Source organism: Flavobacterium omnivorum (genome assembly GCF_900099915.1).
GTDB lineage: Bacteria > Bacteroidota > Bacteroidia > Flavobacteriales > Flavobacteriaceae > Flavobacterium > Flavobacterium omnivorum.
Map to the genome: position 1 here is coordinate 40,179 of NZ_FNDB01000016.1, position 12,409 is coordinate 52,587.

General features: G+C 32.9%; 13 protein-coding genes. 4 read left to right on the forward strand and 9 right to left on the reverse strand.

What is annotated here, in order from left to right; translation table 11 throughout:
• Positions 1 to 36 precede the first annotated feature (36 nt).
• The 3 genes from BLS90_RS13235 to BLS90_RS13245 all read left to right on the forward strand — a co-directional run bounded on the left by BLS90_RS13235 (position 37) and on the right by BLS90_RS13245 (position 3,036).
• Complete coding sequence (locus tag BLS90_RS13235; protein ID WP_245705111.1) at positions 37 to 1,869, forward strand: adenylate/guanylate cyclase domain-containing protein; 1,833 nt, start codon at positions 37 to 39, stop codon at positions 1,867 to 1,869.
• Positions 1,870 to 1,930: 61 nt separating this feature from the next.
• Positions 1,931 to 2,365 carry a DUF6526 family protein gene (locus BLS90_RS13240; RefSeq protein ID WP_091258460.1) on the forward strand — a complete coding sequence of 145 codons (435 nt, stop codon included), beginning with the start codon at positions 1,931 to 1,933 and terminating at the stop codon, positions 2,363 to 2,365.
• A gap of 101 nt (positions 2,366 to 2,466) precedes the next feature.
• Entirely contained in the window at positions 2,467 to 3,036 is a 570-nt protein-coding gene (locus BLS90_RS13245) for a pentapeptide repeat-containing protein (RefSeq protein WP_091258462.1), read from the forward strand.
• A 6-nt stretch (positions 3,037 to 3,042) separates the two neighbouring features.
• Here the strand turns inward: BLS90_RS13245 and BLS90_RS13250 are convergent, their stop codons facing one another.
• The 8 genes from BLS90_RS13250 to glyA form a co-directional block, all read right to left on the reverse strand.
• On the reverse strand, positions 3,043 to 3,723 hold the full coding sequence (locus tag BLS90_RS13250; protein WP_091258464.1) for an ABC transporter ATP-binding protein: 681 nt from the start codon (positions 3,721 to 3,723) through the stop codon (positions 3,043 to 3,045).
• 2 nt (positions 3,724 to 3,725) lie between these two features.
• Entirely contained in the window at positions 3,726 to 4,982 is a 1,257-nt protein-coding gene (locus BLS90_RS13255; protein ID WP_091258466.1) for an ABC transporter permease, read from the reverse strand.
• Positions 4,982 to 6,076, reverse strand: coding sequence for an efflux RND transporter periplasmic adaptor subunit (locus BLS90_RS13260; protein WP_091258468.1), 1,095 nt, complete (start codon positions 6,074 to 6,076; stop codon positions 4,982 to 4,984). Before BLS90_RS13260 ends, BLS90_RS13255 begins: the two co-directional genes overlap by 1 nt.
• Positions 6,077 to 6,211: 135 nt before the next feature.
• On the reverse strand, positions 6,212 to 6,712 hold the full coding sequence (locus BLS90_RS13265; RefSeq protein ID WP_091258470.1) for a GNAT family N-acetyltransferase: 501 nt from the start codon (positions 6,710 to 6,712) through the stop codon (positions 6,212 to 6,214).
• 476 nt (positions 6,713 to 7,188) lie between these two features.
• On the reverse strand, positions 7,189 to 7,641 hold the full coding sequence (locus BLS90_RS13270) for a response regulator (protein ID WP_175455487.1): 453 nt from the start codon (positions 7,639 to 7,641) through the stop codon (positions 7,189 to 7,191).
• A gap of 22 nt (positions 7,642 to 7,663) precedes the next feature.
• Positions 7,664 to 8,230 carry a helix-turn-helix domain-containing protein gene (locus BLS90_RS13275; protein WP_091258472.1) on the reverse strand — a complete coding sequence of 189 codons (567 nt, stop codon included), beginning with the start codon at positions 8,228 to 8,230 and terminating at the stop codon, positions 7,664 to 7,666.
• 175 nt (positions 8,231 to 8,405) lie between these two features.
• Positions 8,406 to 8,999 (reverse strand): tRNA-(ms[2]io[6]A)-hydroxylase, encoded by a 594-nt coding sequence (miaE, locus tag BLS90_RS13280; protein ID WP_091258474.1) that lies wholly within the window; start codon positions 8,997 to 8,999, stop codon positions 8,406 to 8,408.
• Positions 9,000 to 9,158: 159 nt separating this feature from the next.
• The gene (gene glyA, locus BLS90_RS13285) at positions 9,159 to 10,433 is read right to left on the reverse strand and encodes a serine hydroxymethyltransferase (RefSeq protein WP_091258476.1); all 1,275 of its coding nucleotides are present in this window, start codon (positions 10,431 to 10,433) and stop codon (positions 9,159 to 9,161) included.
• A gap of 108 nt (positions 10,434 to 10,541) precedes the next feature.
• On the opposite strand from glyA, the gene fahA reads away from it, so the two are divergent.
• Positions 10,542 to 11,825, forward strand: a complete 1,284-nt coding sequence (fahA, locus tag BLS90_RS13290) for a fumarylacetoacetase (protein ID WP_091258478.1) — start codon at positions 10,542 to 10,544, stop codon at positions 11,823 to 11,825.
• 105 nt (positions 11,826 to 11,930) lie between these two features.
• On the opposite strand, the gene BLS90_RS13295 is transcribed toward fahA, so the two are convergent.
• The gene (locus BLS90_RS13295) at positions 11,931 to 12,278 is read right to left on the reverse strand and encodes an SdpI family protein (protein WP_091258480.1); all 348 of its coding nucleotides are present in this window, start codon (positions 12,276 to 12,278) and stop codon (positions 11,931 to 11,933) included.
• Positions 12,279 to 12,409: the final 131 nt, after the last annotated feature.

The following is a 12,409-nucleotide window of genomic DNA, read 5'->3' on the forward strand; positions in this document are numbered from 1 at the left end:
TTTCTGGTTGTTTTTTCACTTTTTCTGAACTTAATTATGCGGGCTCAGAATCAAAAAGTGGCTGATAGCCTTTTGAAAATTTATCAAACAAGTGAACTTGTAAATACGGAAAAATTAGAATTACTTCGGAATTTATCATTTAATGAAGTGAATAATTTAGAGTTATCAATACAGTACGCAGATGAATTAATTACATTATCAAAATTAGAGAAAAACAACTTATATCTGTATCGAGGATATTATCAAAAAGGTAATAAAAATAGACTAATAGGAAATTTAAACGAAGCTTTAAAGGATTTTTTCAATGGGGGAAATGCAGCGATTAAAGCGAAGTCGATCAATGGAGAAGGAATATCATACATGGCAATAGCAGATGTGTACTCCGTAATGGGAAACTCCAATAATGCCGAAATTTATTATAATAAGTCCATACAATTGCTACGAAAGTCCAATGATTCCATATCTCTAGCTAGTGCATTATTGAACGCTGGAGATGAATATTCGAAGAACAATAAATTTGGTTTAGCTTTAACCTATTTTGAAGAGGCAGGTGTTATTTTTAAGAAGATTAATTATTCAAGTGGCACGGCATACACTTTGGGAAATATTGGAATGGTATATGCCAAAATAGGCAAAAGTGAGCTTGCTAAGTCTTATATTACACAAGCCATGAATATGCTAGAAGAGTTAAAAGACTATTATGCCATTTCAGACTATTTGTTATACCTGTCTGACATCTACCTCATGCAGAATAATTGGCCTGCAGCGCTTCGTAGTGCGAAGCGTAGTCTGGAACTGGCAGAACAATATGGATTAAAGGAACAAATTAGCAATTCGAATCTAAAAATTTCTGAACTCTATCAAAAAGCCGAAAACCCAAAAGAATCCCTTAAATTCTATAAAAATCATATTGCTTATCGGGATAGTATCACTAATTTAAAATCCGTTCAGCAAATGGCGGACATAAGGACCAATTATGAGGTTTCCCAAAAGCAAATTGAAGTGGACTTACTCGAAAAAGATTCCCAAATTCAGAAATTAAAAGACAAAAAACAACAAAACATCATTTATGCTTCGGCAATCTCTTTAATGCTAATCTTAATTATTACCATAGGTTTTTATAGACGATATAAATTTATCAAAAAAACGAATGGTATTATTGAAGAGGAAAAAAATCGTTCTAACCAATTACTTTTGAATATTCTCCCGGAAGAAACTGCGCTTGAACTAAAACGAAGCGGAAAAGTTCAAGCTAAAAAGTTTGACTCTGTTACCGTTTTATTTGCTGATTTTGAAGGTTTTACAAAGTACTCTGAAAATTTAGCTCCTGAGAAATTAGTAGAAAGCATTGATTTTTATTTTTCAAAATTTGACACAATAATGGAAAAATACAATCTAGAAAAGATTAAAACCGTTGGTGATGCCTATATGTGCGCCGGAGGACTGCCCTTCCCTACTAAAGATCATGCTTATAAAATAGTACTTGCAGCACTGGAAATTGTCCAATTTGTAGAAGATTCAAAAAATGTGAATTCAGAGAACCAAACTCGTTTTGAAATTCGCATCGGAATCAATACAGGTCCAATAGTAGCGGGAGTGGTCGGAATAAAAAAATTCTCCTATGACATTTGGGGTGACACTGTGAATATCGCCTCCCGAATGGAATCTAACTCAGAAGCAGGAAAAATAAACATATCCGCTTTTACATATAATATTATTAAAAATGATTTTGATTGCAAATACAGAGGGGAATTTGAAGTGAAAAACAAAGGAATGATGAAAATGTACTTTGTAAATGACCCTTTGGATTCTCTTAAAAACTATACCTTCACAAATGAACTTGTCCTTAATGATCCTAACGAATTTTAGTTTATAATCATTAAAGTTTATAAAAATAGCTAGTTTTGAGTACCTTTAAAAAAAAAATAAAATGGAAACTCAATCCTATAAAAATCATATTAAGTATTATCCACCACATCATTTTATCTATTATCCAATAATTATGACTTTATTGGCTTCCAGCATCTACTTTACCTTTACGACTCAGGATCAACTCCTCTGGGCTTTTATCAGCATTATTTTTGTAGTACTTTTTTGCCTTGCCTTTATGCTACGGCAACATTACGCACTGACGCTACAAAATCGAATTGTACGTTTGGAAATGAGGTACCGTTATTTTTCTATAACCGGCAAAAGATTAGAGGATTTTGAACATCAACTAAATGATGATCATTTATTTGCTTTACGTTTTGCTCCTGACAAGGAGCTTATAGCACTTATCCAAAGAGCAGTCAATGAAAACCTTTCCGGAAAAGAAATCAAAAAAGCGATTCAACATTGGAAGGGAGACTACGTGAGAGTTTAATATCCTAAAATAATACTGCAGATTTATCCAGATTGACGATTTAGAATTTTGTTACTTTGTTGCAAATTCTCTCCGTAAAAACTCGAATTTAAAACTCCTAAATGCCAGCATATTTTCTAGATATTGAATACAGTAAGATTACTTATAGCGAAGAAGAAGTCAATTTTAAGGAATTTGAGTGCTGTACCTTTACCAATTGTAATTTTTCCAACTGTGTTTTCGTAGCAGTAACTTTTATTGATTGCACCTTTACTGACTGTGTTTTTAGCGATGCAAAAATTAATTACGTAGCTTTTAGAACCGTCACTTTCAATCGTTGTACAATCAAAGACGTTAATTTTTCGATGTGCGATAAATTAATTTTTGAAATCGCCTTTAACAATTGTACTTTGGATTTCTCCAAGTTTTATACGCTAAAACTAAAAGGAACCTCCTTTATCAATTGTAGTCTAATAGCGGTGGATTTTATGGGAGCAGATTTAACTGAAGTTCTTTTTGAAAATTGCGATTTATACCGTTCCGAATTTGCAAAAGCAATTGCCAACAAAGCTGATTTTAAAACTAGCTATAATTATACAATTAATCCCAAAACAACAAAGTTAAAGAAAGCCATTTTTTCTATAGAAGGGCTGAAAGGATTGTTATACAAACATGATATTATAGTTAAATAAATCTGTTTAAGAAATTATTTTTCCATCTTCCATGGTAATAATTCTTGTGGTCCTATTAGCAAAATCAGTGTCATGGGTAACTACTAATAAAGTCTGTTTTTCTTCCTGGGTAAGTCTATTAAAAATATCAAAAACCAAGTCACTATTTTTCTTGTCTAAATTCCCAGTGGGCTCATCCCCCATTATTATCAAAGGATCATTAATCAATGCGCGAGCAATTGCCACACGTTGCTTTTGACCACCGCTTAACTGAATGGGCATTTTCAGTGCTTGATCTTCCATATCGAGCGTTTTTAAATGCTTCATTGCACGATTTTCTAGTTCTTGATCTGAATATTTACCTAATTTCATCCCTGGAAGCATGACATTTTTTAGAACATTATATTCTGCCAATAAATAATGAAACTGAAATACAAAACCTATTTTTTCATTTCGGATCAAGGCTAATGCTCTATCTGTCTTTCCTGTTACAAGTTCGTTATGAATGTAAATTTGACCTTCGTATGCTGTATCCATTGTGGAGAGCAAGTACAATAAAGTCGATTTTCCACAGCCAGACTTGCCTACTATCGACACAAATTCACCATAATTGATGCGCATTTCAATTTCTTTTAAGACCTGAAATTTTACGGGATCGTAAAAATATTTACTCAAGCCTTTTGTCTCTAAAATAACATTATTTTCCATCTCTATTTTCCCCTGATAATTTCAACTGGATCTATTTTACTGGCTTTTAGCGCAGGAAAAAGTCCAGCAATAGTTGTTGTGAATAAAGCAAAAGTAATCCCAATTCCATAATATAGTGGATTGTAATTAATAGGATATGTTTTCACGGTAGGTAGCGAAGCGGTTTCAAATGGAATAATATCGATAATCGAAGAGAAAATATAGCCAAATAATAAACCAAATAAGCCACCAGCAAGTCCAATAATTATAGACAGTGAAATAAAAATCCATTGCACATCATTACCAGAAAATCCTGTAGCTTTTAAAATGGCAATACTATCCATTTTTTCATAAATCATCATATTCAGAATATTATAAATTCCAAAACCGGCAACGATAAGTAAAACAACACCAACGGCATAGGAAATAATACTTCGCACCGTACTTCCAGTTTCAAACTGAGAATTGGCTGTTTGATAATCAATTGTATCAAGATTGAAAGTATTCCTAAACTCTTTTGCGACAGCAGGCGCAGAAGCCATATCGTATAAATTTATCTGAATATCCGTGATGTAATTCGTAGATTCTCCCACTATTTTTTGAGCTGTAGCCAATGAGGTATAACTCATTACATTATCAATCTCCGCAATTCCAATTTCAGAAATACCAACGATTTTTAGCGAAGCTAGATTTCCTTTGGAGGTGGTAATTTTAATTATATCACCCTTGGAAAGTAACATTTTATCAGACAAACCCTTTCCGATAATAATACTATTGTTCTGAAGCAAATCAGTCACATTGCCGTCTACTATATAATCACTTATTTTAAATAATTTTTCTTCAGAAAGCACATCAATGCCGTTAATTACACCACTGATTTCAATTGTTCCAGAATTAAAAAAAACAGGCGAAGTCACTTTTGGAGCAACATCGATAACCCGGATATCTTTTTTTAAAACAGATATAATTGTTTTGCTGTTGTAGATCGACTTACCAATATCTTTTGGCTTTATAGAACGGATAAAATTGGTATTGTTCTTGAATTCTTTTGACAAAAAAATAGGTTGATTTTCAGAAGGCTTTATTTCATTGTACAACAGCACATGTGGCGTTCTGTTGAGCATTAATCCATCTAATAAATCATTGAGCCCATTCATAAAACTTACTAAAGCGATAAACATAGCAATGCTAAAAGTTACTCCAACTGCTGCAACAATGGTTTGCTTTAAACGAGCTTGAAGCAAATGAAATGCAATATTTAAAATAAGTTTAAAGTTCATTATTGAGGTTTGTAAATGATTTCATCCGCATTTAATCCCGATACTATTTCTACTTTCTGATAATCGCTCAAGCCTGTTTTTACTACTCTTTTTTCATCTTTATTTACTAAAACATATTTACCTTCAATTAAGAACAGTTTTGGAATGGTAATGGTATTTTTCTTGGTTTGAATAATAATATTAGCTTCTGCTGTAAGATTTGGATAGAGTTTTAAAGGTGGTTTCATGAAATGGGCTTCGATTTTAAAAGTACGGGAACGCTCATCCATGATGGGATAAATTTTACCAATAATTGCATCAAAAACTTTTCCTTTGTAACTGTCCATCGTTACAAGAACTTTCTGACCTGTTTGTATGCGAACCATATCATTTTCGTCAACTTCTAACTCCAACAAAAAAGAATTGGCTTGACCTATTATTGCTAAGGCAATTTGAGGTGTAACTAAAGACCCTTCTTTTACCAAAACATCAAATAACTGTCCAGAGAACGCACTCTTTATACTGAAATCATTTTGAGATTTTTGATTGAGTTGTAAGTTAATCGCATTTTTACTTTGATCATTTTTCAATTGAGCTCTAAGTTGCGTCAATTGTTTTTTAGTCGATTCATAATTGATTTTCGAACTTTTAAACGCTAATTCGATTCTTTCAAAATCAACTTCTGAAATCCCACCTTGGTTTATGACATTTTTATTTCGGCGGTAAATGGATTCGTCTAAGGTTAATTTGTCTTTAGCAGACTGAACTTTCATTTCCATTTCAGCAATTTTGTCCTGAATGTAGCGGCTGGTTTCCAAGCTTAATTGGTAAGCCAGTCGTGCATTTTCAGTGTTCAATTCCGCTTTATCATTTTCCAACTCAAATAGTCGTTGTCCTTTGCTAATAGATTGACCGGCAACAACATTTACTTTTAATAATGTTCCGTTTACAGTAGAATAAACGATATACTGACCATCCGCTTTAATAACGCCGGATGCATAAACACTTTCAGTCACTTCTCCAATAGTTGGCTTAATTTTTCCTGTATCTTCATTGGAACAAGAAACAAAACTGAAAGCTAGTACGTAAAATAGTAGTCGTAATTTAAAACTCATTTCGTTTCTAATTTAACTTGATAGATTATGACCTATGATTGCTATAAATATACGAAATTATCTATTTTTAAGTGGATTTTTTAGGTACTTAATTACATCCAAAAAATAAATGCGTAGGAGTAAGAAAACGTTAATCTACAGCACTTTTCCCATTTTATAGTCTTCCATTTTATAGCCGCCATACCCTAACTCAATATCTTCCTCGCCTACAATCTCAAATCCCATTTTTTTATAAAAAGAGAGTGCTGTATTGAATTTATTGACGTTTAACGAAATAGCAACCGAATGATTTTGTCTTGCTAGATTTTCGGTTGCATCAAGCAAGAACTTCCCTGCTCCTTTTCCTTGAGCTTCTGGAAGCAAGTAAATTTTATGGAGCCTTGTTACTTCTTGATTTAAATAACGGTGCTCATAAGATGCAAATCCAAGACAAATTCCAGCTTCTTTCACCAAGAGAAAATGATGTCCTTTTTGATTTAAATTTTCGAGCAAAGTTTTTTCAGAATAGAATAAATCAAGCATATAATGAATCTGTTCCTTTGATAAAATACTACCATAGGTGACAGGCCAAGTTTTAGTTGCGATGTCTTGAATCGTTTTAAAATCAGTAAAAGTAGCTTCAGATAGTGATAACATTGTAATAGAAGTAACGAATTAATTAAGTTTAAAGCAGCTTTGCTTTTATTGTAAAAGTATAAAATTTTGCAACTGCATTTGGTTTTCCTTTGGTTTTTAAAAACATAAGTGATGGTCGACAATTCGACTACAAGTTGCTAGTTCAATTTTAAATTTAACCATTTAAAAATCACATTTCAATCGTTGAATTTACACGCCACAAAGATGACGTTGCTGCTTATTATATAATCCTTGCGTTTCAGTTTTTACACTTATTTTAAAAAAGTGCTCGTTTTTGACGCTAATTCTCTTCTAAAAATAGAGAACTACTCCAATTAGTTTTATAAATAATATGAACCAAAAACAGTTATAAGAATTAAGTGGAATTTGATAAAATTTACTATCTATAAAAATATTTTATGAAGTTTCTGCATAGTCTAGCCCATTTTGAATCATTGCCAATTTTAAAATAATCTAAAATTTTGATTTGTTGGTATTTACAAACTATAAAAAAAGGTTTCTTTGCTTAAACCTGAAGACTGATACTGCCAATCCATATTTACCACGTCTTTGATTACCTTTTTGAGTTTCGAAAAATCGTTAGGTTTTTTAATATAAATATTAGCACCTTGTACAAAACTGTCTTCAATATCTTTATCTGATGAAGAAGTAGAATAGATAGCAATCGAAACATCTATAAACCGCGAATTAGATCTTATTTCTCTAAGACATTCATGTCCTGTTTTACAAGGCATGTTCAAATCCAAGAATAAAATATTAGGTAACTTATTTTCAAGATTTTCTAGATAATCCATTAAAACTTTACCATCTTTAAACGAAGTCAGTTTAGAGTCCATTTTTAGTTCGTCTAAAGCTTCATTAAAAAGTTGAATATCCTCATCGTCATCATCTGCAATCAAAATATGAATTCTATCTATTTTATTAATCATAAAATTATGGGTTTGGAATATTCTATTTAATCTTTTTCTTTGATAAAAGTCTTTTTTTATCCACTATTCTTTTAAACATGGAAGGCGTTAATCCAGTTACTTTTTTGAATTGTGTTGATAAATAGGCGACGCTACTATAATTCAATTCATAAGAAATCTCTGTTAAACTTAATTTCTCAGCTAAAATTAATTTTTTGGCTCTTTCAATCTTTTGAATTATAATGAAATTCTCGACTGATGTGTAAGTATAGTCCGAAAAAACAGTGGTGATGTATCCGTATCGTAAATCTAGCTTTTCAGATAAATACTGCGAAATCGTCGTACTTGGAAATTTATCTTTTTCATAAATAATTTCGACAATGATATCTTTAATGGTTTGTATCAATTGTGCTTTTGGATTATTTATAATATGAATGGCATATTGATCGAGTTCCAGCTGTAGTTTTTCGAAAGTCTCTAACGATACATCATCATTAATCTCAATTTGACTTAAGCCTAAAATATGGTATTCTATCTTTAATTTATCTAAGTGATCTTCTAATATTCTTTTGCAAGCAATATTTCCATCATAATTATAATTGAGCCTCATTAAGTGAATAAGTTATTGAACATTAATTAAATTTTATAAAAGTAGACCAAAAATCACGAATCTATACCTATTAATATATATTAGTAAAAGAAAGTCACAATTAAGCCAGCAAGTGAAGCACAATTTAAGATTAGGAGTATTATAAATTGACTAATAAAAATTAAACTTATCTTACTTACCCATGAATCGTTTCATTTTTACCATAATTTTCAATAACCGATTCCTCAAATTCCAGCCACTCTCTCCAGCGTTTTTCTACATCAATTCCTACTCCATATTTCCGAGCATAAGTAATAAAAGTGGTATAATGTCCTGCTTCACTTTCCATTAAATCTCTATAAAATACAGCTAATTCCTCATCTTGAATATTTTCTGAAAGCACTTTAAAGCGTTCACAACTTCTAGCTTCTATCATCGCTGAAAACAATAACCGTTCCACTAAGGCCGAAACTCTACTTCCTGTACCACTTTTTTTCATGTACAAATACAATTCATTCACATAATCGTCTTTGCGCTCGCGTCCTAATTTCAATCCACGTTTGATGATTATGTTGTGTACTTGCTCAAAATGATCAATTTCTTCTTTGGCTAAAGCCAATAAATCTTTTACTAAATCTTGATGCTCTGAATTGTTTGTTATAATCGTTATGGCATTTGTAGCAGCTTTCTGTTCACACCAAGCGTGATCTGTTAAGATCTCTTCGATATTTTTTTCTACAATATTAACCCATCTAGGATCCGTAGGTAATTTTAATCTTAATACAGACATTACAAAATTTGTTTAAAGTTTGAAAAAGTTTAAGGTTTAAAGAAAAAGGTTTAAAATTAAAATTTAGAAACCATTACATTATTTAAATACCCATTAGTATTTAATAACTGTTGATTCCAAAACTTTAAACCTTAAACCTTAAACTTGAAACTAAAAAAATTAATATACGAAAATAGCTCTTTCGCTCATCATTTCGTTTACTTCATTGGCTACTGCTTCGATAACCTCTTCGTTAGTGTGGTCCAATAATACTCTGTCGATAAGAGCAACAATAGTTTCCATATCCTCTTCAACTAGACCTCGAGTGGTAATCGCTGCTGTTCCTACACGAATTCCTGAAGTCACAAATGGAGATTTATCATCAAAGGGAACCATATTTTTATTAACGGTAATTTCTGCTCTTACTAATGCATTTTCAGCATCTTTTCCAGAAATATTTTTGTTTCTCAAGTCAATCAGCATCATGTGATTATCAGTTCCACCAGAAATGATTTCGTATCCTCTTTTTACAAAAGCATCCGCCATAGCGTTAGCATTTTTTTGTAATTGTAAAGCATACGTAAAAAATTCGTCTTTCAATGCTTCACCAAAAGCTACCGCTTTTGCAGCAATAATGTGCATCAAAGGACCTCCTTGATTTCCAGGGAAAACAGCTAAATCCAATAAAGAAGACATCATTCTGATTTCTCCTTTTGGAGTTGTTAAACCAAATGGATTTTCAAAATCTTTACCCATCAAGATTAAACCTCCACGAGGTCCACGTAATGTTTTGTGTGTTGTAGTAGTTACAATGTGGCAATGAGGCAATGGATCATTCATCAAACCTTTGGCAATTAGTCCCGCTGGATGTGAAATATCAGCCAATAAAATGGCACCTACACTATCAGCAATTACTCTGAAGCGCTCAAAATCCATATCACGAGAGTATGCCGAAGCACCTGCAATAATCAATTTTGGTTGTTCTTTTGTTGCTATTTCTTGAATTTTATCATAATTTAATCTTCCCGTTTCCTTGTCTACTCCGTAAAAAGTAGGAGTGTACAAACGGCCTGAAAAGTTCACTGGAGAACCGTGAGTTAAGTGTCCGCCATGAGACAAATCAAAACCTAAAATTTTGTCTCCCGGTTTAATACACGCGTGGTAAACCGCTGTGTTAGCTTGAGAACCAGAGTGAGGCTGCACATTAGCATAAGCAGCTCCAAATAATTCTTTGGCTCTGTCAATTGCAATTTGCTCCACAACGTCAACTACTTCGCAACCGCCGTAGTATCTTTTGCCAGGATATCCTTCAGCATATTTGTTCGTTAAAACTGAACCTGCCGCTTCCATTACTTCGTCACTTACGAAGTTTTCTGAGGCAATAAGTTCTAATCCGTGAATTTGTCTTTCTTGTTCTTCCAGGATAAGGTCAAAAATTTGTTCGTCGCGTTGCATTTTTTTGATTTTCGTTAATTTGATGCAAAAATACAAAAAAACGTTTGGTTAATAGTTAGATTATAATATATTTGACGAGTAATTTTTTAACAAATTAATTAACAAAATATGCCGATAACAGCTAACGATACCAATAGAAAATCATGGCTTGAAGTAGATCCGAACAGTGATTTTCCCATTCAAAACATTCCGTTTGGTGTTTTTCTTACAAAAGAAAACGTCGTAACCGTAGGAACTAGAATAGGAGATTTCGCCATTGATTTAGGCGCTTTGCAACAATTACATTATTTTGAAGGTATTGAACTGACCGATGATATGTTCATGCAAGACACTTTGAATGACTTTATTTCTGATGGTCAAAAAACATGGCGTTTGGTTCGAAACCGAATTGCAGAAATTTTTGATGTAACCAATCCTAAATTACAAGGTAATACAAAAGACAAAGACATTATCATTTTCAATTTAGAGGATGTTGAAATGCAGTTGCCTGTATTGATAGGCGATTACACTGACTTTTACTCCAGTAAAGAACACGCAACTAATGTAGGGAAAATGTTTCGTGATCCAGAAAATGCATTGCTACCTAACTGGCTTCACATTCCTGTGGGATACCACGGTAGAAGTTCTACTATAGTTCCATCTGGTATTCCGGTTCACCGCCCCATGGGACAAACCTTACCAAATGGCGAAACTACACCAGTTTTTGGCTCTTCTCGTTTAGTGGATTTCGAATTGGAAACCGCTTTTATAACTACTGATGTCAATATAATGGGCGAAAATATAGCCGTTACAGAAGCGGAAGATTATATTTTTGGAATGGTGTTACTGAATGACTGGAGTGCGCGCGATATTCAAAAATGGGAATATGTGCCACTAGGACCGTTCTTAGCTAAGAGTTTTGCAAGTTCAATTTCTCCCTGGATTGTGACAATGGATGCCTTGGAACCTTTTAGAACTAAAGGACCAAAACAAGAACCAACTCCACTGCCCTATTTGCAACAAAAAGGAAAGCATTCTTTTGATATTAATTTAGAAGTAGCCATTCAACCTGAAAAAGCAGAACCGACAGTGATTTCACGTTCAAATTTTAAATACATGTACTGGACAATGAGCCAGCAATTAGCACATCATACTTCTAATGGTTGTCGTGTAAATTCAGGTGATATGATGGGTTCAGGCACTATTTCAGGACCTACTGCAGATAGTTTTGGCTCCATGCTAGAACTTACATGGGGCGGAAAAAACCCAATAAAATTAAATGATGGGACAGAACGTAAGTTTATCAATGACAATGACACTGTTATTATGAAAGGTTTTTGTCAAAACGGACACGTAAGAATTGGTTTTGGAGAAGTTTCCAGCAAACTACTGCCTCCATTCGTTAGAAAATGAAATGCTAATAAACTATAAATAAAACTCCAAAAGCTTACACTTTTGGAGTTTTATATTTTAAACGATACGCCAAAACAACCTGCTAAAATCAATTGAATCTGGTCATTATTGGGTGCCAAATTTGTTCTTGATCGCTCTTTCCACTCGCAACAAAAGCGCAATTACCATTACAGTCAAAAGACTAAAACCACTATTCCTATTTGTAGTAGGATTAAAGTTTGTTACGAAACTAAAAATGCAGCAAGCAATCAATAGTAAACCCAACTTAATCATTTCTTTTGAGGAATAATTTTGAGCAAAATCCCATCTTTCTTGACTTTTCATTGCGTTTGCCGATCGGTAACCATACAGAAAATTTATTTTCTTTGGTGGCAATTTCAGCATAATAAAACCCACTACTGTAAAAATCAGTCCCGTCATAAATGGAATTAAAAATAAAGGGTTTTCAAACATGCAGTATTTATTTTGTATTTCTCGATAATTCGCTTGCAACAATCCAAATGTAGTACATAATACATAACCCCAGAGCCCAGATAGCAGTGAAAAGATTTATGCAGCCGAAGGCTAGTTTTTTGTTGTTCTAA